General features: G+C 59.7%; 18 protein-coding genes. 8 read left to right on the top strand and 10 right to left on the bottom strand.

Annotation, left to right across the window (positions count from 1 at the left end; genetic code table 11):
• Positions 1–13 precede the first annotated feature (13 nt).
• The gene (locus ACYAS9_RS13980) at positions 14–3673 is read left to right on the top strand and encodes a hypothetical protein (RefSeq protein WP_463568882.1); all 3660 of its coding nucleotides are present in this window, start codon (positions 14–16) and stop codon (positions 3671–3673) included.
• Between the two features lie 13 nt (positions 3674–3686).
• Here ACYAS9_RS13980 and ACYAS9_RS13975 read toward each other — a convergent pair whose 3' ends face one another.
• Entirely contained in the window at positions 3687–5426 is a 1740-nt protein-coding gene (locus tag ACYAS9_RS13975) for a sigma 54-interacting transcriptional regulator (protein ID WP_463568881.1), read from the bottom strand.
• Between the two features lie 283 nt (positions 5427–5709).
• On the opposite strand from ACYAS9_RS13975, the gene ACYAS9_RS13970 reads away from it, so the two are divergent.
• The 4 genes from ACYAS9_RS13970 to ACYAS9_RS13955 all read left to right on the top strand — a co-directional run bounded on the left by ACYAS9_RS13970 (position 5710) and on the right by ACYAS9_RS13955 (position 10681).
• On the top strand, positions 5710–7185 hold the full coding sequence (locus ACYAS9_RS13970; RefSeq protein ID WP_463568880.1) for a benzaldehyde dehydrogenase: 1476 nt from the start codon (positions 5710–5712) through the stop codon (positions 7183–7185).
• A 56-nt stretch (positions 7186–7241) separates the two neighbouring features.
• Positions 7242–8009: a coniferyl-alcohol dehydrogenase gene (locus tag ACYAS9_RS13965; protein WP_463568879.1), complete on the top strand. Its 768-nt coding sequence runs from the start codon at positions 7242–7244 to the stop codon at positions 8007–8009.
• 46 nt (positions 8010–8055) lie between these two features.
• A complete protein-coding gene (locus tag ACYAS9_RS13960) occupies positions 8056–9003 on the top strand; it encodes a SphA family protein (protein ID WP_463568878.1) in 948 nt (315 codons plus the stop codon).
• A gap of 397 nt (positions 9004–9400) precedes the next feature.
• Complete coding sequence (locus ACYAS9_RS13955) at positions 9401–10681, top strand: putative bifunctional diguanylate cyclase/phosphodiesterase (RefSeq protein ID WP_463568877.1); 1281 nt, start codon at positions 9401–9403, stop codon at positions 10679–10681.
• Here the strand turns inward: ACYAS9_RS13955 and ACYAS9_RS13950 are convergent, their stop codons facing one another.
• From ACYAS9_RS13950 to antA, 8 genes are all read right to left on the bottom strand, one after another.
• Positions 10682–11368, bottom strand: coding sequence for an ABC transporter ATP-binding protein (locus tag ACYAS9_RS13950; RefSeq protein WP_463568876.1), 687 nt, complete (start codon positions 11366–11368; stop codon positions 10682–10684). It abuts the gene before it with no gap.
• Entirely contained in the window at positions 11361–12110 is a 750-nt protein-coding gene (locus tag ACYAS9_RS13945; RefSeq protein ID WP_463568875.1) for an ABC transporter ATP-binding protein, read from the bottom strand. Before ACYAS9_RS13945 ends, ACYAS9_RS13950 begins: the two co-directional genes overlap by 8 nt.
• The gene (locus tag ACYAS9_RS13940; protein WP_463568874.1) at positions 12107–13126 is read right to left on the bottom strand and encodes a branched-chain amino acid ABC transporter permease; all 1020 of its coding nucleotides are present in this window, start codon (positions 13124–13126) and stop codon (positions 12107–12109) included. Before ACYAS9_RS13940 ends, ACYAS9_RS13945 begins: the two co-directional genes overlap by 4 nt.
• A gap of 9 nt (positions 13127–13135) precedes the next feature.
• A complete protein-coding gene (locus ACYAS9_RS13935) occupies positions 13136–14047 on the bottom strand; it encodes a branched-chain amino acid ABC transporter permease (protein ID WP_463568873.1) in 912 nt (303 codons plus the stop codon).
• Between the two features lie 63 nt (positions 14048–14110).
• Complete coding sequence (locus ACYAS9_RS13930) at positions 14111–15256, bottom strand: ABC transporter substrate-binding protein (protein WP_463568872.1); 1146 nt, start codon at positions 15254–15256, stop codon at positions 14111–14113.
• 124 nt (positions 15257–15380) lie between these two features.
• Entirely contained in the window at positions 15381–16406 is a 1026-nt protein-coding gene (gene antC, locus ACYAS9_RS13925) for an anthranilate 1,2-dioxygenase electron transfer component AntC (RefSeq protein WP_463568871.1), read from the bottom strand.
• 18 nt (positions 16407–16424) lie between these two features.
• Positions 16425–16916, bottom strand: coding sequence for an anthranilate 1,2-dioxygenase small subunit (gene antB, locus ACYAS9_RS13920; RefSeq protein WP_463568870.1), 492 nt, complete (start codon positions 16914–16916; stop codon positions 16425–16427).
• 2 nt (positions 16917–16918) lie between these two features.
• Positions 16919–18322, bottom strand: a complete 1404-nt coding sequence (antA, locus tag ACYAS9_RS13915) for an anthranilate 1,2-dioxygenase large subunit (RefSeq protein WP_463568869.1) — start codon at positions 18320–18322, stop codon at positions 16919–16921.
• 388 nt (positions 18323–18710) lie between these two features.
• Between antA and ACYAS9_RS13910 the strand changes: the two genes are divergently transcribed.
• From ACYAS9_RS13910 to ACYAS9_RS13900, 3 genes are all read left to right on the top strand, one after another.
• Positions 18711–19967 (top strand): OprD family porin, encoded by a 1257-nt coding sequence (locus ACYAS9_RS13910; protein ID WP_463568868.1) that lies wholly within the window; start codon positions 18711–18713, stop codon positions 19965–19967.
• A gap of 302 nt (positions 19968–20269) precedes the next feature.
• Positions 20270–21283, top strand: coding sequence for an AraC family transcriptional regulator (locus tag ACYAS9_RS13905; RefSeq protein ID WP_463568867.1), 1014 nt, complete (start codon positions 20270–20272; stop codon positions 21281–21283).
• 14 nt (positions 21284–21297) lie between these two features.
• Positions 21298–22311 (top strand): AraC family transcriptional regulator, encoded by a 1014-nt coding sequence (locus ACYAS9_RS13900; RefSeq protein WP_463568866.1) that lies wholly within the window; start codon positions 21298–21300, stop codon positions 22309–22311.
• Positions 22312–22619: 308 nt separating this feature from the next.
• Here ACYAS9_RS13900 and ACYAS9_RS13895 read toward each other — a convergent pair whose 3' ends face one another.
• A complete protein-coding gene (locus ACYAS9_RS13895; protein WP_463568865.1) occupies positions 22620–23849 on the bottom strand; it encodes a dienelactone hydrolase family protein in 1230 nt (409 codons plus the stop codon).
• Positions 23850–23878 lie beyond the last annotated feature (29 nt).

Below are 23878 nucleotides of genomic sequence, written 5' to 3'. Positions count from 1 at the left end.
CTCATCCCTACTCATGACAACCCACAAAGAAAAATTTTATGGACTCAAGGCGGATCGCCTTCTGCAGATTCGCAGAATCGAATCCTTGCGCGAACTTGTCCTGCCTGTCTTTCCAATTGCCCCATTGTCAGTTGCACCTCCCTACAGCACGAAGCCGGGGGACGATGCGGCGTCGAACTACGTAGTTGCTTTGCAGGCAGCTTTTGCGCAATTGGAAAAATCTGTAGAGGAGGTATGCGGTCCAGCACCCTGGATCGTGCGCAGCTCAGGCAATGAGGATCTGGCGGATCTAGTCAATGCAGGCGGTTACGAAAGTCTTATCTGTTACGAACCGGAAGCTTTGATCCAATGCGTGGCCGCTGTAGCCCTAAGCGGGTCGACTGAACATGCTCGCCGACAGTTGGCCCTTTCCGAACGCTACGATCACCCGGAACCCATTCCATGCTTCGTTCAGCCGCTCCTTGATATTAATGTGCTCAATAAGATCGGTCACGATCACTCGCCATACTTGGATGCAGCTGTACTGGCTCGCATGGAGGCGATAGGTAGCGAACTCATGCAGATGTTTGATTTCGTGGCAATCGATTGTGAATGGGGTCTTGAGACAAGCCTTGGTTTCGTATCCGCGACTACCGTGATGCCAGTAAACCCACAGCAAATGAATACGGCACACACGCTCGGCTTCGGTTTTTCTAGCGCGCAGAATACCGGATCACAGTCGACGTCCCTTGCCTTACGTCCAGCATCCTCAGACCTGAGGCTCTGGCGCGGACGCCATTTGCGAGAGACGACGGTGCAACGGTTACATCTGCTGCAAGTCAGGCCGGCGTATTGCGATGATGCTTTTCGCGATCGTGAAGTGTTGACCGATGCCTGTCGTGAAGCACTGGTCGGGCAATACGATGCTGTGCAAGCCAGTTTATTGCTGTTAGGGGGGCAGACCTCGGGGCGAGCCTTGGTAGCTGTTGATCTGATGAACGCTTGGCGTCGGTATCTTGCACTCAGTACGCGAGAGCAAGCTGATATCGCGGTGGTGATCGTGGACGAGGGCTCTGCGCAGGAACACGCAGGAATCATGTTTCGTCAACAGAACATCACCTGTATCTCTATGGAGACACGACGCATACCGGCTACGGCGGACTGCGTTGTATTCGACCGAGGCCTCTGTATTTTCGGGGATTCGACGATGTTGCGATCCGTTAAGAGTGAGCCTCGCCGAGAGTTGGTCTTGCCTGATGGCTGCGCGCTGGTCTTCACTGATGAGGTGCTGGGACCTGATGGCGAGCTGCTGCCATACGGTGTTGAAGCATTGTCTCGGTTACGTCGTTTGCCAATCGCGGGAGAAGACAAGCAGCGGCTGATGGCTTACACCGAACAGCCACTACCGACGAGATGGTTGCAGCGCGCAAATGACGTTGTCGAGTCACCTTCTCTGCTGGGGGCCATCTTGCGTTCAAACACCTTGGCGTTTGTCGCGAAACGACCTGAACTTACTGAGTTTGCGAAGAATTATGAACGGGCCACTCAGATATCAAAATCTTTACTCCAGCATGAGCCGCACATTTTGATCGCGCTGTCATTCCAGGCACGCGGGTTGGCTGGGAGTGCAGACCTGCGAATCGTCATGGCTTTGCTCGATTGTGGCTCTGCAGCATCTTGGGTGCCGCCGCATACGTTGCGCCGACTGATTGATTCAGCCGCTTTACAGTTGGCAAAACAGCAATGTGACAATGCCGTTCTGATTCTTGAAAGCATAGCTTTTGTCAGTAAGCAATGTGCCCAGTTGCCGATCTATGAGCCAGACGAAACAGTCTCGTACCTTAATGCCTTGGCACACGATCTTGGCGGTGGCTTGTCATTGGATGTGTTGAGATCTATCCGCTCCCTGGAGTTGCCAATCTCCAGTGAGGTGTTGCTGGCGCGGCAAACTCTCCAAAGCCCCGATATGTTTGAGTCGGTCAATGTATTCCGTAAAACGATAGCGTCGTTCCGAGGAATTTTGTCGGGGGGGGATATGAGCGAACAGCTTCCTGCTCAACTTAACGATGCTTGGTTGGTACTGCGAAACTCACTCTGCGACAGAGGACTGGATCATATAGCGGCACAAATTGAAGGGTCGCTGATCGAAACGTACGATGCCTCTTTGAAAGCGCTGCTGGCGCGTACGGTAGATGAGTGCCACTTTGATACCTACCGTTGCTATCTGAAGGTCATGCAGGGATGGATCCGTTTTATCGCACTTAAACAGCTTCCTGAGCGTGATACTACTGTACTTGAGTATTTTCAACGCTGGTTATGTCAGTGGGCCGACGAAACAATTGTAGATTCATTCGAGATACAGGACCGAAACTGGCGCTTTGAATTCGATTCCATGTTCACCCACTGCGGGGTACCTCCGCGTTACGAAAATCCACATGTGCTGCACAATCTCCTTCATCAATATGCCTTGGCAGAGCTGCAACTTGAGACGTTGCTGCTCCCAAAACGCATTCAGACGCTTGAACATTTCTGCTCAACCTTCAGCAGTCGCTCGACGAAAGTTCTACGCTTCGAGCAGGCATTGCTTGAGATTCAAATTCCGATGGGAACGCACAAAGTGAGCTATGTATTCACGCCACGGCTCATCTCGGTGGAGTGGACGGAGCCACCAGATTGCTCTGGTGCGGAAATAGCCCGAATTCTCGCATTTGAGGTGCTTCTGGATCGACTACGCACTTGGATGTTTCCCGGCCTGACTTTCCGACGCGAACATGTGCTGGGAACATGGACTTTGAACATCCGCCTCAGCCCACCAACCTCAGACCCTTGGGAATATGATCAGCTCAGGCACTTTGTCGTTGCCACGCGATTACTATTCGACGCCTCTTACGATTTTTCATATGTCGCCAATGAAGTTGTCGATGATTTCGCTGAGCATTTTCATGGGTTGGAATGGAAAGCGATAATCGTCGCGCTGATACGGCATCGGGCATTAATTGAAGACGCCTCGCAATACGTTGCTCTGCATGCGTTGCCGATGTCTTCGACAATCGCTGCAATTGCTCGCAGCCGAGTTGTTCGTGGTTTGTTGTTGCGTTGTTTTCGCAAAGGATTCGCGTATTGCCGAGGTTTGATTGACACGTATTCATACTGGCTGAACGACGCATCCGGGAACAACACGCTGTGGTCGAATCGCTACGAGTACCTTCGGCAGGCAAGCCTCTTCCTGGCAGTCATGTGGCCCAGAGAAGCGCTTTTGGAGCTCGCCGGGCGGGCTACCTTCAATGTCGGTGATGACTTGATCGCGGCGTGCCTGTTCAAACGTGTTGATCTGGCGGATGACCTTCGACAGATGGCTACGGCCGGATCTTCAACGCTGTCGGGCATGCTCTGGATGATCGTGCGGCATGCGCCTGAAATGGCTGTGCAAAGCTGTGGCGCATCGCCTTTGGCTGCGCAACTGATCGGTACAGGAGGCCGGTTTCGCCGCGCCAAGCATTTTCTGGTCGCTCGGTTCGGCAATCATCTTGGCCCGGAATTATTGACGGGAATACTGGGTGACTTGGACACGGTTCCGTGGGGAGCAACTGCCGATATTGAGCAGGCCATTCAGATGCAGCTATCGATGCATCAGCCAGTTTGTCGATTCGAGTTGGAAAAAGGCATTGATTGGACTGCGCTGGGCAAGAGGTAAGCCCAACGCCACTTCACTGGCGCTGATGCTTCTTCAACCGATAGGCAAACTGCGCACGGCTAAGCCCCAATAACCTGGCCGCTGCCGCCAGATTGCCGGTGCTTTGCTGCAACGCTTCATTGATCAGCCGCGATTCCAGACCGTCGATGGAGAAACCGGGGTCGTGTTGCCCCAGCGTTTCCAGCAAGGCCGCGCCTGTCTTAGAGGCGGCCTGACGCCCTTGAGCGGTCGACAGGCTGCCGTGGTCGTCCACGCCATAGGGATCGGACGGCATGGGTTCGTTGCGAAACAGGTGCACAAGGTCAATGACCTGACCTTCGTCGCTGGCGATCAGGCCGCGTTCGATCAGGTTTTGCAGCTCGCGCACATTGCCCGGAAAGTCGTAGCGCAGCAGCACTTTCAGGGCGCGCATGCTCAGGCCCACCGGCGTGCGTGCGTAGTCCTGGCAAAAGCGCTTGAGAAAGGCATCGATCAGCAACGGAATGTCGTCGCGGCGTTCACGCAGCGGCGGCAGGGCGATCGGATAGACATTCAGGCGGTAGAACAGGTCTTCACGGAAGGTGCCATCGGCCACCGCTTTGCGCAGGTCAATGTTGGTGGCGGCGACCACGCGCACATCGACCTTTATCTCGCGTACGCCACCGACTCGCTCGATCTCGCGTTCCTGCAAGGCGCGCAGCAGTTTGCTTTGTCCTGGCAGGCTGAGGCAGGTGATTTCATCGAGAAACAGCGTGCCGCCCTGGGCCCGCTCGAAGCGTCCAGGCCGTGAGTGGGTGGCACCGGTAAAGGCACCGCGCTCGACACCGAACAGTTCGGCTTCGATCAGGTTGTCCGGGATGGCCGCACAATTGAGCGCCACAAACGGGTTTTGCTGGCGATGGCTGAGCTGGTGCAACTGGCGGGCAAAGCGTTCCTTGCCGACGCCGGACTCGCCCATGATCAACACCGTGGCGGGCGTCAGCGCCACCCGTTGCAGTGCCTGGGTCGCCGCGTTGAAGGCGGCGCTGGCGCCAATCAACGGTTGTTGCAGGCTGACGCCGGTGCTGCGGCTCAGCGGTGTGCCGGGCACGGTCGCGGCTGGGGGGCTGGTGACGGTGTGCGAGACATTCAGGTAGCTCAAGTCTTGCTCGGCGTCACCCCATTGCTCGGCGGTCTTGCCGATCACCCGGCAGCAGCTGTGGCCCATGCCACGGCACTGCACCTCGCGGAAAATCACCATCTGCCCGAACAGGCCGCTGACAAAGCCGATGGCGTAGCCGGTCTCGGTCCAGCACACCGGGTCCTGGCCGATGCCGTAGGCGGCCACGTGTTCGTCGGCTTCACAGGAGTGGTGCCAGAGAAACTCGCCCTCATAAAAGCCCGAGTCGGCGTCGAACTTGAAGTGCAGGGGTTCAACCTTGGTCATGCCTTCCAGCGTGTGCAAGTGCGTGCCCGCGCGAAACACGGCGGCGGCATCGGCGTGGGGCCAGCGTTCGCGGATCAGCCGCGCATCACGGGCGCCGGAGGCATAACCGGTGCGGGTAAACAGGCCGCGTGCCTGCTCCAGGCCCAGGCGCTCGATGATCTCTGCACGCAGGGCGCCCAATGCAGAGCTGTGCAACAGCAGCATGCGCTGGTCGTTGAGCCAGATGCGCCCGTCTTCGGGCGAGAAAAACAGGCAATCGGTCAATTCGGCGGGCGTCGGCGAACTGCTGTCGCTCAGTTGGCGGCTGTCGCCGCGCGGATGGTAATCGGCAGGATTGGGGTGAGTCATTGTTATTCCCCTGCAACGCGTGAGTTAACGATATGAGCAACGGTCGAGATAGTTATTAAACATAACCTTATCAATTGAACAAGTGCGTCATGCGCCGCGTAGGCATTCAGGCCGTACACAGACTCGGTAGATCTGCCGGAAAGTACCGAAGCAGAGCGTTCGATGATTTATCTCCCGGTCCATTACGGTCAGCGGCACAGCCTTTGCTCAAGGCCTTGATGCGGCGTTTGCACAGCTCCTGTGGCTGTACAGGCGATGACAATTACAAGAACCGGAGTTGCCCATGTCAGTGTCTGAAACCACCTCTTTTTTGCAGCGGGCGCTTGCGTCCGAATGCCTGTTCAACGGCGACTGGATACCCGGCTCGGGGCCCGTGACGCCTGTGATCGAACCCGCCACCGGCGAACCCTTGATGCGCTGCGCGATGGCCGATGCCGACGACATTGCCAGCGCCTGCCGCAGTGCGGCGCGGGCCCAGCCAGCGTGGGCGGCGCTGGGCCCGCGTGAGCGTGCCGAGGTGTTTCGCAAGGCGGCAGCGGTGGCCCAGCAGTCGTTCGCGGAGCTGGCGCTGTACATCGCCCGCGAAACCGGCGGGGCGCTGTTCAAGGGCGAGCATGAAGTGCGCGAGGCCATTGTCCTGTTGCACCAGGCCGCGGGCCTGTTATCGCAACCGCACGGGCTGGTGCTGCCCAGCGAGGCGGGGCGCTTGTCGTATGCGCGGCGCCAGCCGCATGGCGTGGTCGGGGTGATCTCGCCGTTCAATTTCCCGTTGATCCTGTCGCTGCGCTCGGTGGCACCGGCGCTGGCGGCCGGCAATGCGGTGGTGCTCAAGCCTGACCCGCAAACCCCGGTCAGTGGCGGCTTCATCATTGCCCGGCTGTTCGAGGCCGCCGGCTTGCCCAAAGGCCTGCTGCACGTGTTGCCTGGCGCTGCGGCGGCCGGTGAGGCGCTGTGCCGCGATGCCGATGTGAAGATGATTGCCTTCACCGGCTCCACCGCTGCCGGGCGCAAGGTCGCTGAAGTGGCCGGGCAAACGTTGAAAAAAGTCGCGCTGGAACTGGGCGGCAAGAACCCGTTGATCATTCTGGAAGACGCCGACCTCGACCTCGCCGCCAGTAACGCGGCCTGGGGCGCCTGGCTGCATCAGGGGCAGATCTGCATGGCCACCGGCCTGATTCTGGTGCATGAGTCCATCGCCGAGAAGCTGACCCGCAAGCTGGTCGAAAAAGCCCAGGCACTTACCGTTGGCAATGCCGCCCGAGGCGAAGCGGCGCTTGGCCCGTTGATCAACCAGCGCCAGTTGCAGCGCGTACACGACATCGTCACCGAGAGCGTGCAGGCCGGCGCCCGGCTGGAGGCGGGCGGTACCTTTGAGCGGCTGTTCTATCAGCCGACGGTGCTCAGCGGGGTGCGTCCGGGCATGCGTGCCTTCAAGAATGAAGTGTTCGGCCCGGTGGCCACGGTGGTCAGTTTCAAGACTGACGAGGAGGCCATCGAATTGGCCAATCGCACCGAATACGGTCTGTCGGCGGCGATCATCTCACCCTCGGTCGGGCGCGCCATGGCCATCGGCGACCGGCTTGAGTGCGGGCTGTTGCACATCAACGACCAGACGGTGGCCGACGACTGCACCAACCCCTTCGGTGGCCGTGGCGCCTCGGGCAATGGCGGCAGCGTCGGCGGGCCGGCCGACTGGGACGAATACAGCCAGTGGCAATGGGTAACCGTGAAAAACACGCCGCCGCGCTATCCCTTCTGAGCCATCCCTTCTGAATGCTCTGTACGCCTTAAAACAATAACCAAGAGGGCTTGAACATGAACCTGAACAACAAAACCCTGATCGTGACCGGTGTCGCCTCCGGCATTGGTGCCGAAGTCGCACGGCTGGCGCGTTTCCAAGGCGCCAAAGTGATCGGCGTGGATCGCCATGAACCGCAATTGACGCTGGATGGCTTTTTCCAGGCTGATCTGGGCGACCCGGCCAGTATCGATGCGCTGGTAGCGCGCCTGCCGGCGCAGATCGATGCGCTGTGCAATATCGCCGGCGTGCCCGGCACCGCGCCGGTCAAGAGCGTAGCCGAGGTCAATTACCTCGGTTTGCGCCATCTCTCGGCGTCGTTGCTACCGCGCATCCGGGCCGGTGGCAGCATCGTCAATGTCGCCTCGGTCCTGGGCGCGCAATGGCCGCAACGGCTCGAGCAGCACAAGGCCCTGGCCGCCACCGACAGCTACGCCGCCGGGCAGCAGTGGCTGGCCGCCAACCCGGTGGAGCAGGCCAGCTGTTACCAGTACTTCAAGGAGGCGCTGATCGTCTGGAGCTTTCAGCAGTCGCAAGCCTGGTTCCGCGACCACTCGGTGCGCCTCAACTGCGTGGCGCCGGGGCCGGTGTTCACGCCCATTCTCGGCGATTTCGTCAGCATGCTCGGGCCGGAGCGCGTGGCGCAGGACAGCCAGCGCATGACCCGGCCGGCGCTGGCCGATGAGGTGGCCGCGGTGATCGCCTTTCTGTGCTCGGACGCGGCGCGCTGGATCAATGGCGTGAACCTGCCGGTGGATGGCGGGCTGGCCGCCACCTACGTGTAAATACTGCGCAGCAAAACAACAACAAGAAAAAAACAGGACATACAAGATGCTCAAGCCATTCTTGCGGATCGTTGCGCCCCTGACTTTTATCGCCCTGTCACCTGCGGCGCAGGCCTATGACTTGCCTGGACTCAATCTGGGCAGCACCAGCTTCTATGACGGCTCACCGGCACCGGCCGGGCCTGGCTGGTATCTGGAGGAGTACCTGACCTATTCCAGGGCCAGCCGCTTCAATGATGCCAACGGCAATAAACTGCCGTTGCCCAAACAGGATTTGACGGTCGTGGCGCCCACCACGCAAATCATCTATGTCGGCCAGCCACGGGCCAACGGCGCGATGCCCGGCTTTACCCTGATCAACACCTCGCTGGCGCATGTCGATGTCGACGATGGCCTGAATAACGCCGCACTCAGTTCTCGCGCAGGCTTTGGCGACCTGATTGTCGGCGCCTTTGTGCAATTGCCGACCCTGACCCGTGCCGATGGCAGTCCGTTGCTGACCCAGCGTATCGAGGCCGATGTGTCGATTCCGGTGGGCAGCTACGATCGCCAGCGTTCGATCAACCCCGGCAGCAACTTCTGGTCGTTCAACCCGTATTACGCCGCCACCTACTGGTTCAGCCCGAAATGGTCGGCCAGCGGGCGTTTCATGTACCTGTGGAACGGCAAGAACGACGACCCGCAAGCAGGCTTCGGTGACGTCAGCGATACCCAGGCCGGCCAGGCGCTGCATGCCAACCTGACCTTGCAATACGCCCTCAGCCAGTCATTGAGTGTCGGCTTGAATGGCTACTGGTTGAAGCAGATCACCGACACCCGAGTGGATGGCGACACGGTCAGCGGCCGCAAGGAAAAAGTCTGGGCCATCGGGCCAGGGCTCGTTTATGCGTTCAGCAAGGAAAATGTGCTGTCGGTGAACGCGTACTTCGAACAGGATGCCGAGAACCGTACTGAGGGCAACAAGATGGTGCTTAATTGGCTGCACAAGTTTTAGGCTCTGTACATAAAGTGGCTGCGCTCGGTCATGCTGCGTTAAAAACCGGCTCGGAATGCTCATTTACAACACGTAAACTCCGCTTCCTCGCCGGTTTTTGCCTTGCCTGACCTTCGCTCGCCGACTTTTTGTACAGACCCTGACAACGCACACAAATATTGCAAATAACGGCATCTTTATGGTGCCGTTTCATATTCAAGAATAACGACTCCTAACTTGCTTCAGATGCTCTACGCTCTACCATGGCTTCGAGTGGCTGAAACGAGACAGCAATGAAGGGGCGGGTGTGAAAGAAGTCGGAGCGAATTGGAGCAGGGAGTGGGTCGTACGCAAGTTTCCGGATCATACGCAGTGGCCTCGCGTTCAGCGGCTATTGCGTTTTGGCGGCGGCGTCTGCGTGTTGCATGGTCTGGCGTGGGGCAGTTATTACGTCATGCACGGCATGGCGGTGTTGGCCCTGGTGCTGTTCGCACTGATGCTGCTTGGCGCCGGGTGCCTTTACTTGTCAAGGGAGCTCAAGCGCGTCTCGTTGTTCGTGATCACCCATGTGTTGCTGTTGCTCACCGTATTTGCCAGCCTGGCGGACACACCCACGGCGCAAGTGGCCAGGTCAACGCACTTGTTTCTGATGCCGATTGGTATTGCGACATTTTTCCTGTTCCGCAGCGAGGGTGTTTACCTGCGCTGGTTATTGCCGGTCGCCTGTTTTGGCGCGATGGTGTTCCTGGCAATCAACCCGTTGAGTTTCGGGGCGCAACTGGAACTATTGCCCGCCGATATACGCGGGCTCGGTCACGGGTTGAACTGCATCACCGCGATACTGCTGACCGTCGGGGTGCTGGCGATCTTTCGCGAGGATCTCAGTACCAAGGTGGAGCAATATTCGGCACTGGCCCGCGCGCTGGCTCAACAGGAACTGTGTGCGTACCTGCAGCCCCAGGTTTCGACCGATGGCAAGGTGGTTGGCGCCGAGGTGTTGCTGCGCTGGGACCGACCCGGCCATGGCATTCAGTCCCCGGCAAAATTCATTCCCCTGGCAGAAGAAACCGGCCTGATTCACGAGATCGGCTTGATGGTGCTGGAACTGGCGTGCGTACACCTGAAAACCTGGTCCCGGCTGCCTGGGCTCGACCAGTTTGTGCTGTCGGTCAATGTCAGCCCGTTGCAGCTCGCATCCCCCACGTTTGTCGAGGATGTGCGGGCGATTTTGCATAAAGTCGGCGCGCCGCCGAACAGGCTGCGCCTGGAAATTACCGAGTCATCGCTGGCCAGTGACCTGACCTCGATTGCATCGAAAATGAACGCCTTGCGCGATGACGGCATTTCCTGGTCGCTGGATGATTTCGGTACAGGCTTCTCTTCACTGTCATTGCTGCAAGCGCTGCCGCTGGATGAGCTGAAGATTGACCAGTTATTCGTCCACGACATCGAGCGTGACGCCAGCAAACGCCAACTGGTGAAAAAGATCATAGAAATAGCCGCCATTCTGGGCGTGACGACTATTGCCGAAGGGGTCGAAACCGAGCAGCAACGCGCCTGCCTGACCGAGATGGGCTGCGGCGCGTTCCAGGGCTACCTGTTCGGCCGCCCGGTTCCGGTTATCGAGTTTTTCCAGGCGCATGATTGCCGTACGACAAACATCGGAACGGCAGGAGCGCGCTCCCGCCACTATGGTTGATCACACACCCAGATACCGCTGTGACAACTCTGGCGTTTCGGCCAGTTGCGCCGGTGTGCCGTGCCAGACCTGGCGGCCTTTTTCGACGATGTGATGGCAGTCGACAACCCGGGCCATTTCTTTCAGGTTCTTGTCGATCACCAGAATCGTCTCGCCTTCCTGTTTCAGGCTCGCCAGGCAGCTCCAGATCGTTTCGCGAATGATCGGCGCCAGGCCTTCAGTGGCTTCATCAAGAATCAGCAGTTGCGGGTTGGTCAGCAGTGCGCGACCGACCACCATCATCTGTTGTTCGCCACCGGACAGGGTTTTCGACAGTTGATCCTGGCGCTCCTGCAACCGGGGGAACAGTTGGTAGATGCGTGCCAGGTCCCATTTACCCTTGGTGGCGGTGGCCAGCAGGTTCTCGCGCACGCTCAGGCTGCCAAAGCCGCGCCGGCCTTCGGGCACCAGGCCCAGGCCGGCCTGGGCGATGCGATAGGGCGCTGCACCGCGCATTTCCCGGCCATGAATCAGGATGCTGCCGGCCGTGGGTTTGAGCAGGCCCATGATCGACTTGACCGTGGTGGTCTTGCCCATGCCGTTGCGCCCGATCAGCGACACCACCTGGCCTTGCTCAATCTTCAGGTGCATGTCGAACAGCACCTGGCTCAGGCCGTAGCCGGCCTGCAATCCACTGACTTCAAGCATGTTCTTCTCCCAGGTAGGCGGCGCGTACTTGCGGGTCGTTGCGAATCTGCTCGACGCTGCCGGTCAGGATGGTCTGGCCGTACACCAGCACCGTGATGCGGTCGGCCAGGGCAAACACCGCGTCCATGTCGTGCTCGACCAGCAGAATCGAATAACGGCCTTTGAGCTCCAGTAACAGTTGGGTCATGCGCGCCGACTCTTCGGCGCCCATGCCTGCCATCGGTTCGTCGAGCAGCAACACCGAGGCTTCCTGGGCCAGCGCCAGGGCAATCTCCAGTTGCCGGCGCTCACCGTGCGACAGTTCGCTGACCAGTGACTGACTGCGGGGGCCAAGGTCCACTCGTTGCAGGTAGCCGGCGGCCGACTGCATCAGGTGCGGGTCGCTGCCCAGTGGCTTCCACATGCCAAAGGTCTTGCCCTCTCTGGCGGCGATGGCGATGGCGACGTTTTCCAGCAGGGTGAATTCCGGGTATAGCTGGCTGACCTGGAAGGCCCGTGCCAGGCCCAGGCCCGGACGCCGGTGGGCCGGCACGTGGGTGATGTCTTCACCCTTGAGCAGAATCCGGCCCTTGTCCGGGGTGATCTCGCCGGCGATCTGCGCGATCAGGGTCGACTTGCCCGCACCGTTGGGGCCGATGATCGCGTGCAGTTCACCGGGGGCGATCTCGAAGCTGGCGTTGTTGGTGGCCTTGACCGCGCCAAAGGTTTTTTCCAGGTTCTGGATCGACAGTTGCGCATTCATGGGTGCACCTCGCTATTGACGCTGACAGATGGCGCTGCCGCTTTGCGCCGCCAGGCGGGCAGCGGGCTGAGCAGCAGCCCGTACAGGCCTTTTTTGCCGAACAGCACCACGGCCAGCAGCACCGGGCCGAAGATCAGCAGCCAGTGCTCGGTCCACAGGCTCAGAACCTGCTCCAGGCCCAGGTACACCGCCGCCCCCAGAACCGGGCCGAGCAGGGTGCCGACGCCGCCCAGAATCACCATCGCCATCAATTCACCGGACTTGTGCCAGGCGCCCATGTCGGGGCTGACGAACATCGCATAGTTGGCCCACAGGATGCCGGCCAGACCGCCGCCGGTGCCTGCGATCACGAATGCGGTCAAGCGGTAGCGCAGCGGGTGCAGGCCCAGGCTGATGCTGCGGCGCTCGCTTTGCTTGAGGCCGCGCAGCACATAGCCGAAACGCGAGTTGACCAGACGTCGGCAAAACAACAGCCAGGCGACCAGCAAGCCCAGGCACAGGTAATAGAACTGCACCGGGCTGTCCATGTTCAGCCCCGGCAAGGTATTGCGCTCGGTGAGCAGGATGCCGTCGTCGCCGCCGTACAGCGACAGCGAACTGAGCACGAAATACAGCATCTGCCCGAACGCCAGGGTGATCATGATGAACTGCACCCCGCTGGTGCGCAGTGACAGATAGCCGATCACCAGGGCAAACAGCGCGCAGACCAGCAACGACAGTGGCCAGACAATCAGCGCGCTGCTCGAACCTTCCCAGCCCCACAGCGGCATCGCCTGGGAGGTATGAAAGCCGATGACGCCGACCACATAGCCACCCAGGCCGAAGAACGCCGCGTGGCCGAAGCTGACCATCGCGCCATAGCCGATCAACAGGTCAAGGCTGGCGGCGGCCATGCCGTAGATCGCCAGGCGGGTGAACAGGCTGACCAGAAACGGCTCATTGAGAAACGAGGCCAGCAGCGGCAGCAGGGCAAATGTCGCCAGGCACAACAGATCAATCACTATTCGACGAGACATGGTTGCTCCTCAGGCGCGCGCAGGCAGCAGGCCGCGTGGACGGACCAGCAACACAACGGCCATGACGATGTAGGCGCTGGCGGAAATAAGCCCGCCACTCAAGGTGCCGCTGACTTCGGCGGGAAATAGCTGGTCAAGCAATTGCGGGATATAGGCTCGGCCCAGTCCGTCGACCATGCCTATCAGCAGGGCACCGGCCAGGGCGCCGCGCACAGAACCCACACCGCCGACGACGATGACCACGAAGGTGGTGATCAGGACTTTTTCACCCATGCCGATTTCCACCGACAGCAGCGGCGCTGCCATAAAACCTGCAACGCCGCACAGCACGCAGCCAAACACGAACACCAGGGTGTACAGGCGCGCAATGTTGACCCCCAGCGCGCCGACCATTTCATGGTCGTCGGCGCCGGCGCGAATCAGCATGCCCAGGCGGGTATGGTTGATCAGCAGCCACATGGCAATCGCCACCAGCACACCGGCGCCGATGAACAGCAGGCGGCTGACCGGGTACATCAGGCCCGGCAACACCTCGACGAAGGCGCCATACCATTCAGGTGTCGGCATGGCTGGCGGGCTGCGGCCGAACAGCACGGTGATCAGCTCGTTGGTGAAAAACACCACGGCCAGCGTTGCGAGCACCTGATCGAGGTGATCGCGGCTGTACAGCTTGCGCATGATGCTGGTTTCGATCAGCAGCCCGTACAGGGCAGAGCCTGCGATGGCGGCCAGCCCGGCCAGCCAGAACGAGCCGGTGAGCGAGGCGGTATAGGCCGCGCAGAAGGCCCCGACCATGTAGAAGGCGCCGTGGGCGAGGTTGATGACGCCCATGATGCCGAAGATCAGCGTCAGGCCCGACGCCAGCAGAAACAGCAAGGCGCTGTACTGCAGGCCATTAAGGATTTGTTCAAGTAGCAGCATGCTGGGAAGTCCTACGCAAAGTGCCGGGCACGCACGGTGCCCGGTACGAGATCCAGGTGCGGGTCACAGGGCGCATTCGGCGGCGTAGCTGTCCACTTGCGAGGTGGCGAGGGTTTTCACCGGCACCTGCACCAGCTTGCCGTTGGCGTCGGCTTCTACGCGCAGCAAGTACCAGTCGATGACGGCGTGCTGGTTCTTGCCGAAGGCAAAGTTGCCGCGAATCGAGTCGAACTTGACGTTGCGCAGCGCGTTGCGAAACGCATCCTGATCCTTGATGTTGCCGTTGACGCTTTTCAGCGCGGTACCGATCAGGCGTGCGGTGTCGTAGGTTTGCGCGGCATAGACGGTCGGCACGCGCTTGTATTTGTCGGTGAATGCCTTGACGAAGGCCTGGTTGGCCGGATTGTCGGAGGTCGGGTTCCACAGGCTGACGATGTTGGTGCCTTTGGCCACATCGCCGGTGGCGGCGAGCATGCGCTCGTCCATCGAGAACACCGGCACCACCATCGGAATGGTTTTGCTCAGGCCCGAGCTGCCGTACTGCTTGGCGAAGTTGATGCCGGCGCCGCCCGGATGGAACTCGAAGATCGCGTCCGGGGCCAGCGAGCGTACCCGCGCCAGTTCGACCGAGAAGTCCAGTTGGTTGAGCTTGGTGTAGATCTCGGTGACTTCACCCTTGAAGGTGCGCTTGAAGCCTTCGAGCGCATCGCGGCCGCCCTGATAGTTGGGCGCCAGAATCACCATCTTCTTGTAGCCCAGCTCGTTGGCGGCAACGCCGGCCATCTCGTGCGGGGTGTCGTTCTGGTAGGAGGCGACGAAATAGTTGGGCTTGCACTGCTTGCCGGCCAGGTTCGACGGGGCCGTGTTGTTGCTGATGTAGAAGCCGTTCTTGGTGGCCGTATTGACCACGGCCGCCAGTACGTTGGAGAAGATCACCCCGGTGTACAGAGAAATGCCATCCAGGCTCATGCGGTCGATGATCTGCTTGGCGCGTGCCGGTTGCAGGCCGTCGTCCTCGACCACCAGACTGACCGGCACACCGCCAAGCGTGCCGTTTTCCTGGTCGATGGCCAGCTGGAAAGCGTCGCGCGAGTCTTCGCCCAGGTAGCCTGCCGGTGTCGACAGGGTGGTGATGAAGCCGATGCGCACCGGGTCCTGTGCCCAGGCCGCGAGGCTGGTCACCGTGCTGGCTACCAAAAGGGATGCCATCCATAGTTTTTTCATAGTGCCGCCTTTAATGGTGTTGTTAGTCGAGGGCAGTAAAAAAGTCCGAATCACGGGGGCGCACTGGAACATCGTTTTGGTTGTTTGTTTCCAGTGCGGGCTTGCGGCATCAGGTGTTGCTTTCGGTGAATTTCTCGTAGTACAGGCGCGTGCGTTCCAGCGACTGATCGGCCAGCCATTGCTTGATCGACTCGACCATCGGCGGCGGGCCGCACAGGTACATGTCCAGGTCCTGGTCACGGAATTGCGCGAGGTCGAAATGCTCGGTGATATAACCGCGCTTGCCGTCCCAGTCCGGGGTCGGGTCGCTGATCACCGGGGTAAAGCTGAAGCCCGGAATGCGTTCGGCGTAGACGGCGATGCGCGCCGTTTCACACAGGTCGGCCGCGCTGCGCACGCCGTAAAAGAGCTGCACCGGATGCCCGCAACCGCCTTTTTCTGCGATCTCGTCGAGCATGCCGAGAAAGGCCGAGAGCCCGGTGCCGCCGGCCACCAGTACCAGCGGCTTGTCGACATGGCGCAGGTAAAACGCCCCGAGCGGTGCTTCGAGCGAGATTTCATCGCCGATCACGGCGTGCTCGCGGATGTAGTTGCTCATCAAGCCGTCAGGCAGCAAGCGGATCAGAAACTGCAACTGGTTGCTGCCATTGGGCCGGTTGGCAAACGAATAGGAGCGCATGCCTTCACCGCCCGGCACTTGCAGCCTGGCGTACTGGCCGGGCAAAAAGTCGAGCTTCTGACCGTCGACGCCGGCATCCAGGTGCAGGATGGCGGTGTTCGGCGAGACCTGCTCGACCGCACGCACGATGCTTTTGAGACGGGTCGGCCCTGCGGCATTGCACAGGCTGGAATCAAAGTCGAAGTAAAACGCCGCGTCAGATTCGACCCGGGTCTGGCAGGTCAGGACCTTGCGCTGGCGCAGGTCCTCGGCCGACAGCGCCTCATCGTCGACATACTCCTGGCTGTACTGGCCCGACTCGCAGCGACCCTGGCAGGTGCCGCATACGCCTTCGCGGCAATCGAGAGGAATATTGATGCCGTTGCGCAACGCCGCATCGAGCAGGATTTCATGGGATTGCACCGGGAAAAACAGGGTTTTCCCATCGGCAAAGCTGAACGCGACCTTATGACTCATGATCCAGACTTCCGTCAGTCAGAGGTGATAGAAATCGAGCACCGAATTAATGGTGTCGTTAAGCAGCACCACGTGCTTGCGGCTGATTTTCCAGCTCTCGCCATCGGGCCGCAGACGGTAGGTGGCGTGGCCGAAAAAGTTCTCGGCGTTTTGCAGGCGGTAGTACAGGGTGTGCCAGTTGACCCGCACCTCCAGATCACCACCGTCCAGTGCGGCAATGCGCACGTTGTTGATCAGGTGCAGGGTGCGCGGCATCGGAATGGTCGAAGCGGCCTTGCCGGTGCGAATGCGGAACACCCGGTCTTCCAGACCACCACGGTTGGGGTAGTAGATCAGCGACATGCCTTTTTTCGGGTCGGTGGTGTAGACATGCTCCGAGTCCCATTGCGGCAAGTGAAACTCACTGTCTTCGCTGAACATGGCCAGGTAGGCGTCCCAGTCCTGGCTGTCGCAGGCCTGGGCATTGCGGTAAAGAAATTGCTCGATACGGTATTGCAGTTGCGAATCCATGGTCACACCTCACGCAGTTTCAACGGTTGCTCTTCGGCGGCCTTGCGCGCCAGGCCTTCAAGCAGAAAGCGCTGCCAGTTGCTGTGCTGATTGACGTAAAGGCCTTCATGGGTGAACTCGGTGCCGGTCAGCGCAGGCGAGATGCCAATGGTCTCGCTGTTGGGCGTGGCACCCTCGACCCACTTGCCTTCACCGCGAGAGATGTCGCTCCAGCGTTCCAGGCGCGCCTGAAAGCCGCGCTGTGCCTCGCGAAACTCCACCAGGTCATCGGGGGTGCCCATGCCGGAGACGTTGAAGAAGTCTTCGAACTGCCGGATACGGTTTTCACGGTCCGCATCGGATTCGCCGACCACGCCCAGGCAGAAGCTGTTGATCTCGGTCTTGTTCCAGGCAATCGGGCGAATGATGCGCAACTGCGAGCTGATCTGGTCGAGGAAAAACATGCTCGGGTAGATGTTCAGGTTGCGCAGCCGGTGCATCATCCACTCGGCCTTGCCCTGGCCGTACTCTTCGAGCAGGCGCGGCATGATGGTGCTGTAGCCGGGGCGTACCGCCGGGTTGGGCATGTCGCTGAACAGCACGCTGTGGCCGTTGTTGAACGCGAACCAGCCGTCATCGGTTTCCTTGTCGCCGGCGCCCAGCTTGCTGTAGTCCAGGGTGTCGGCGCCGGCCACGCCTTTCTCGGCGTTGACCTGCTGGCGATGCTGTACGGTGGCCACGTAGTTGTAGTGCACGGTGCTGACGTGGTAGCCGTCCAGGCCATTTTCGTTCTGCAGTTTCCAGTTGCCGTCGTAGGTGTACGCCGACTTGCCGGGCAGCACTTCGAGCTGGCCGGTAGGCGACTGGGCGACCATCATGTCGAAAAACACTTTGGCGTCGCCGAGGAAATCCTGCAGCGAGTCGGTGCCGTCGACATCGAGGCTGACAAAGACAAAACCCTTGTAGCTTTCGATGCGGGCTTTTTTCAGGCCGCGGGTGGCTTTGTCGAAGCCTTCGGAGTATTCGCCCGGCGCCTTGACCTTGACCAGGCGCCCGTCGCTCTTGTAGCACCAGGCATGGAAGGGGCAGGTGAAGGTCGACTGGTTGCCCTTGCCGACGCGGGTCAGGGTGGTGCCGCGATGCTGGCAGGCATTGATCAATGCATTGAGCCGGCCTTCGCCGTCGCGGGTGATGATCAGCGGCTGGCGCCCGGCACGCATCGTCATGAAGTCGTGCTTGTTGGCGATTTCACTTTCGTGGCAAGCGTAGATCCAGTTCTTTTCGAAGATCAGTTCCATTTCCAGATCAAACAGATCCGGCTCGGTAAACATGTCCCGGGCAATACGGTAAACGCCATCGGCGGGGCGGAAGTCCAGGCAGCCTTCAATAAAGCTTTTCCACTGTTCGACGCTCTTTGTACTGTTCATTAAACGATACCTCGTTGCATCGGGCTAATGCGTAGGGTCAACAAGTTGTTGTGTGTTGGCATTAGACAAGGCGCCCGCTGACGGGTCTATCCGCTTTGTGGGCGAACACAGTCCATAAAATTGGCTGCCTTTTTTCGCGGGGCCTGTGGTACAGGGCCCTCAGCGATATCAGCACCCACTTCAAGTAACTGGATATGAATATGCAAATAACGGGATAGAGGCGCGAGCCTTAATACTGCTTAATCACTGCCATCGTGCCGAACAGCACGGTGGCTAATAATGACTGACGTTAAATATTTTAATAAACAAGCAACTGCCAACGATTGGGGCAGCCGGTTTGGTTGCGCCGTACCTAATGTGCCCGCACATTAATCGAGAGGGACACGTCATGTTTCAAGCGAGTTGGTTAACCCGTTGTGTGCAAGCGGCCGGTGTGGCAGGTCTGTTTGCACCGATGATGGCACAGGCGGATTTCACCGAAGACAGCCATCTGGCGCTGGGCTTGCGCAACTTTTATATCGACCGCGACTTCAAGGAGGACAACCCGACCCGGTCGCGCGTGGGTAGCTGGAGCCAGGGGTTCGACCTGCGCTTTATCTCGGGCTACACCGAGGGGCCGCTGCAATTTGGCCTTGATGCCTCGATGCAGTACGCCTACCGGCTCGATGGCGGCGGTGGCCGGGGCCCCGACAGCATCATTCCTTACAGCCGCAGCAAGCAGGAACAAGCCACTGACTACGGGCGCGGCGGTTATACGGCCAAGGTGCGCTATTCGAAAACCGAGCTGAAATTCGGTGAGCATCGACCGACGTTGCCGGTGGCTTATCTGGATGATTCGCGGCAGTTGGTGACGACGTATCACGGCACGCTGATCGAGTCCAAAGAGGTCGACAAGCTCACCCTGACCGGTGGCCGGTTCACTGAAATCAGTGGCCGCGAGTCCTCCAACAGCGAGAAAATGTACCTGTTCAATGGCCCTGACGTGCAACGCCGCAGTGACGGCCTGAACTTCGGCGGTGCCAGCTATGCCTTCACGCCGAACCTGACCGGTACTTATTTCTATGGGCAACTGGAAGACATCTACCGCCAGCATTACCTGGGCGCGACTTACCTGAGTGACCTGGGCGACGGTTACAAGCTCAAGACCGACCTGCGCTATTTCAACAACAAGGAAGATGGCGACGCGCTGTATGGCCGTATCGACAACAGCTCCTACGGGGCGATGACCACCTTGCGCAAGGGCCCCCATGCCTTTGCTTTGGGTTACCAGCGCATGCTCGGCGACAGTGCCTTTCCGACGCTCAACGGCTACGCGCCGCAACCGTACCTGGTGAACTGGTCGGCCGTCGCCTTTATCAAGCCCAACGAAAAGTCCTGGCAGGCGCGCTACGACTTTGACTTTGCCGGTGTCGGCGTACCAGGCATGAAGTTGATGACGCGCTATCTGCGCGGCAGCGATATCGACCGCGGTGCGTTGAGCGACACCGGAGAATCGGAGCGCAATATCTATCTGTCGTATGTGGTGCAGAGCGGGCCATTGAAAAACCTGGCGGTTGAATGGCGCAACATCAACGTCAAGTTTCGCCACGCCAACGACTACGATGAAAACCGCCTGATTACTACCTACACCTGGACATTCTGGTAAGTCATTCTGCGTTATCAGGTAACACCGGTTGTGCAAGTAATACCCGGCCAGTGCCTGACGAACGTGCAATGCCCGTGAACTTGCTCTTTTTTGCAGCATTGCCTTGTTTCTGGCCGCGCAAGTGCAATTAGCATGTTGCGCGAGCTAGAGCGGTGGCGCTTTTGCAGCTATCCACTAATTGGGCAAATGTTATCCGCATATTTCGCCAGCCGCCGTTCGTACGGCTGGCGGCATAAAGATTGCTCTTTCAAATCAAAGGCGTGCCGCTAGAGCGCGTCCATGAAACAGCCGTGGGTGCCCTGATGAGTACAACTCCAGATGTGCATGTCCGAGACATTCGGATCGAACGTTATGACCTCAACGGTGCGCGGCAATGGATGGCCGGTATTTGTGGGCCACACTTGCTCAACACCCGTCATCCCAGCCGAATCCAGTTTCATCACAGCGGTACGGTACTCAAATCGATGTCCACCACGCTGGGCGTGATCGAGTACGGCACCGATGTCACGGTCGGCATCGAGGACGCCGAGTACCTCAACAGCTACAGCCTCAGCCTGCCTCTGACCGGCACACAGCACCTGAGCAAGAAGGGCTGTGAGGTCAGCTCGGATGCCGACAGCGCAATTATCATCTCGCCTCATGAAAGCCAGGAGCTGGCGATCGAAGGCGATTGCCGCAAGATCCAGGTCGCCATCACCCGCACTGCCATGCGCCAGTCGCTTGAAGACATGCTGCAACGCCCGCTGGAAACGCCGTTACGCTTCGATCCGGTCATGGATGCGGTGAACGGCGCCTCCGCTTCCTGGTGGCGAATGGCGCGTTACTTCATTGGCGAGCTGGAACGCAGCCGTGAACTGTACGACCAGACCTTTTTCTCCCGTGACATCGAAAGTTCGCTGATCAAGGGCCTGATTCTTGCGCAGCCCAATAACTATTCCGAAGAACTGCGCGGCGTGCTTGGCGTCAAGCTGCCGCATTACCTGATTCGCGCCAAGCAGTACATCCACGACAACGCCCGCGAGGCGCTGCACCTGGAAGACATCGAAGCGATGTCGGGAGTGTCGCGTTTCAAACTGTTCGAGGGCTTCAAGAAATACTTCGGCATGTCGCCCATGGCCTATCTGAAAAAACACCGCCTGAGTGCGGCCCGCCAGGAAATTCTCGAAGACAATTCGGCGCGCAATATCTCGGTGATCGCCATGGGCTGGGGCTTCACCCACCTGGGGCGCTTTTCCAGCGAGTACCGCAAGCTGTTCAACGAGACCCCGAGCATGACCGCGCAGCGCAAGCACGCCCGCCTTGACCGGTCGCTCTGAGCATGGCTTCGTTAATGAGTCACCCGCTTCACGGCGGGGCAGGCCTGGATTTGTCGCGGCTGTGCGAAACCCCGGTGTTCACCAGCCATTCGCGTCAGGAAAGCCACCGGCTGCTGGCTCGCGAGCTGGTCGAGCATGATCTGAGCTGGCGCAGCGGTCATGTGGATACGGCGTTTTTTCGCGCCCAGGTCGGGCGCTGCCAGATGTTCGTGCTGCGCTACGGTGCCGAGGTCGAAGTACGGCCCCGGCCGTTTACCGATTTTGTGTTGATGCAAATGCCCTTGCGCGGTCGGGCCAGCATCGAATGTGACGGCCTGACGCTGGCGCTGGAAGAAGGCCAGGTGGCGGTGTTGTCGCCCACTCGCCAGGCGCGGCTGGTGTGGCACAGCGGCTGCGAGCAATTGCTGCTGAAAGTGCCGCGTTCGCTGTTGCGCCTGACCCAGGATCGGCTGGTCGCCGAGGGCGGGCTGGCGGCCGATTTCTGCTTGCCGGCCGCGTACTGTCTCGACAGCGTTCAGGTGCGCGGCTGGCTGCGGCGCGTCGACGAGCTGCTCGCCCAGCTCGACACCGCGCCCAGCCAGCCGACGCAAAGTCATTGGTTGCGGCACCTTGAAGAAAGCCTGGCGCTGTTTCTGCTGACCCATCCACCGCACGCTGCCCAGGCGCCCATGACACTGATCGAGTCGCCGGCGCAGCGGCATGCCTTGCGGCAATTGCAACGGGTAGAAGGTTTGATGCGCAGCCGTCTGGGCGAAACGCTGTCGCTGGGCGAACTGGCGGCCGAAGGCGGCATCAGCGTGCGCAGTCTCAATACCTTGTGCCAGCGGTGTTACGGGCAAACGCCGATGGAGCGCTTGCGCAACCTGCGCCTTGAAGCGGTTCGCGATTGTCTGCTGCAGCGACGCGACCTGAGCATCACCGAAGTGGCGATGGCCCATGGTTTTGCGCATGTGGGACGCTTCGCCCGCTACTACCGCGAACGCTTTGGCGAACTGCCGCACCAGACCGCAGACACACCGCATGCGTAGACCCCTGTCGCGCGCAAACACGGCCCCCCTGTAGGAGCGCGCTTGCCCGCGACCGGCTGCGTTAGCAGTCGTAAATTCTCAGCGTTTCCGAGATTTTGCGAGCGCTTCGCACTCGGTCGCGGGACAAGCGCGCTCCTACAAGTGGTGGTTTTTAAATTCAATAAAATCAATAAATTTTTGTTTTGATGAGCGTGAGAATAGAGCTCGCAAATACTGACTATCAAGCACCGACTATGTTGAATAAACGGGCCCTTTCGCGAGTTTTACCGGGCAGCAATCCAGCTCATTCCTGCGCCGTCCTGTGTCTGCTATTCGCTACTCGACCACCGCCCCATCAGGGTATTGGACGGCAGGCGCTCATCCAGCAGTTTTCTTGCGGTTTCGACACCGGCCACTGGCAGGCCGGTCGGGTCGAGCAGGCCGATTTGCACCAGCACACTGGCCTGGTCCCAATAGATATGTTCATGGCACAGCTTGTCGCCACGGAACTTGATCACGCCCAGCATCGGAATTTCGACGTATTGACCGGTGGGCGCGACGTTGGGCAGCATCCAGTCGATTTCCGTGGTGTGGGTAAAGCACATCACGAACTCATCGACAATTTGCGAAGCACCCACGGTGCGTGAAATCGGCACCAGTTTCATGTCAGGCGGATTGCCGTGGACGAAATGGTGCTGGTAAAAGCGGCTCAGCTCGCGGTAGCCCACGCCGCCGGTCATGGTCGGGATGTGGTTGACGTAGGGCTCGGCGACCATGGTTGCCATGGTCGCCGGTACATCGCGTACCGCAAATTCGTACTCGATGTGCTTTTCCCACAGCTCGGACAGATTGAAGTCCGGACCGATTTCCTGTTTGAGCGCCGCGATGCTGCGTTGATGGGCCATCAGGGCGGCGGGTTTGTCGTAGTGCATGCCGCCATTGCGGGCAAAGGCATGGTCCACGCCCGGATAGGTGTAGATCTCGACCTTGGCGCGCCCGGCAAGACGCTCGGCGATCGCGGCGCGGGCATTGGCATCGCAATAGCCGTCCTGTTCGGCAAAGTGCAGCACCAGGCGGCCCTTGATGTTGTCGGCCTCATCCAGTAACTGCTCGATGCCCATGCCGTAATAGCCCACGCTGCAAGCGACGTCGGTGCGGGTGGCGGTCAGGTAGGCCAGCTTGCCGCCCATACAGAAACCGACATAGCCCAGGCCTGCGCTCTGCACCTCAGGCAGGCCGCGCAAGGCATTGAAGCTGGCGGCGATGTCATCGACCGCCTTGTCGACGTCCAGACGCTGGAACAGCTCGATGGCGCGGCCGAAGTCGGCTTCGGTGTAACCCATTTCGATGCCCGGTTCCAGGCGCCAGAACAGGTCCGGGACCAGCGCCACATAGCCTTCTTCGGCATAGAAATCGGCGATCTCGCGCATGTTGGCGTTGATCCCGAAAATCTCCTGGCCGATGACGACGCCAGGGCCTTTGCCGCTGGCGGGGACCGCCAGGTAGCCGGCAAAGCTGCCGCTGCCATCATTGGCCTTTACAGTGATCATCTTGCCCATGTCGTGTCCTCGTTATCGATTCAATCAGG

It is taken from the genome of Pseudomonas sp. HP_08 (genome assembly GCF_055284095.1).
This window is presented reverse-complemented; position numbering and strand designations above follow the sequence as displayed.

What these genes read in the sequence shown, in the direction of transcription:
- ACYAS9_RS13980 (WP_463568882.1), top strand. Translation starts at nt 14, where the DNA reads ATGACAACCCACAAAGAAAAATTTTATGGACTCAAGGCGGATCGCCTT.
- ACYAS9_RS13975 (WP_463568881.1), bottom strand. Translation starts at nt 5,426, where the DNA reads ATGACTCACCCCAATCCTGCCGATTACCATCCGCGCGGCGACAGCCGC.
- ACYAS9_RS13970 (WP_463568880.1), top strand. Translation starts at nt 5,710, where the DNA reads ATGTCAGTGTCTGAAACCACCTCTTTTTTGCAGCGGGCGCTTGCGTCC.
- ACYAS9_RS13965 (WP_463568879.1), top strand. Translation starts at nt 7,242, where the DNA reads ATGAACCTGAACAACAAAACCCTGATCGTGACCGGTGTCGCCTCCGGC.
- ACYAS9_RS13960 (WP_463568878.1), top strand. Translation starts at nt 8,056, where the DNA reads ATGCTCAAGCCATTCTTGCGGATCGTTGCGCCCCTGACTTTTATCGCC.
- ACYAS9_RS13950 (WP_463568876.1), bottom strand. Translation starts at nt 11,368, where the DNA reads ATGCTTGAAGTCAGTGGATTGCAGGCCGGCTACGGCCTGAGCCAGGTG.
- ACYAS9_RS13945 (WP_463568875.1), bottom strand. Translation starts at nt 12,110, where the DNA reads ATGAATGCGCAACTGTCGATCCAGAACCTGGAAAAAACCTTTGGCGCG.
- ACYAS9_RS13940 (WP_463568874.1), bottom strand. Translation starts at nt 13,126, where the DNA reads ATGTCTCGTCGAATAGTGATTGATCTGTTGTGCCTGGCGACATTTGCC.
- ACYAS9_RS13935 (WP_463568873.1), bottom strand. Translation starts at nt 14,047, where the DNA reads ATGCTGCTACTTGAACAAATCCTTAATGGCCTGCAGTACAGCGCCTTG.
- ACYAS9_RS13930 (WP_463568872.1), bottom strand. Translation starts at nt 15,256, where the DNA reads ATGGCATCCCTTTTGGTAGCCAGCACGGTGACCAGCCTCGCGGCCTGG.
- antC (WP_463568871.1), bottom strand. Translation starts at nt 16,406, where the DNA reads ATGAGTCATAAGGTCGCGTTCAGCTTTGCCGATGGGAAAACCCTGTTT.
- antB (WP_463568870.1), bottom strand. Translation starts at nt 16,916, where the DNA reads ATGGATTCGCAACTGCAATACCGTATCGAGCAATTTCTTTACCGCAAT.
- antA (WP_463568869.1), bottom strand. Translation starts at nt 18,322, where the DNA reads ATGAACAGTACAAAGAGCGTCGAACAGTGGAAAAGCTTTATTGAAGGC.
- ACYAS9_RS13910 (WP_463568868.1), top strand. Translation starts at nt 18,711, where the DNA reads ATGTTTCAAGCGAGTTGGTTAACCCGTTGTGTGCAAGCGGCCGGTGTG.
- ACYAS9_RS13905 (WP_463568867.1), top strand. Translation starts at nt 20,270, where the DNA reads ATGAGTACAACTCCAGATGTGCATGTCCGAGACATTCGGATCGAACGT.
- ACYAS9_RS13900 (WP_463568866.1), top strand. Translation starts at nt 21,298, where the DNA reads ATGAGTCACCCGCTTCACGGCGGGGCAGGCCTGGATTTGTCGCGGCTG.
- ACYAS9_RS13895 (WP_463568865.1), bottom strand. Translation starts at nt 23,849, where the DNA reads ATGGGCAAGATGATCACTGTAAAGGCCAATGATGGCAGCGGCAGCTTT.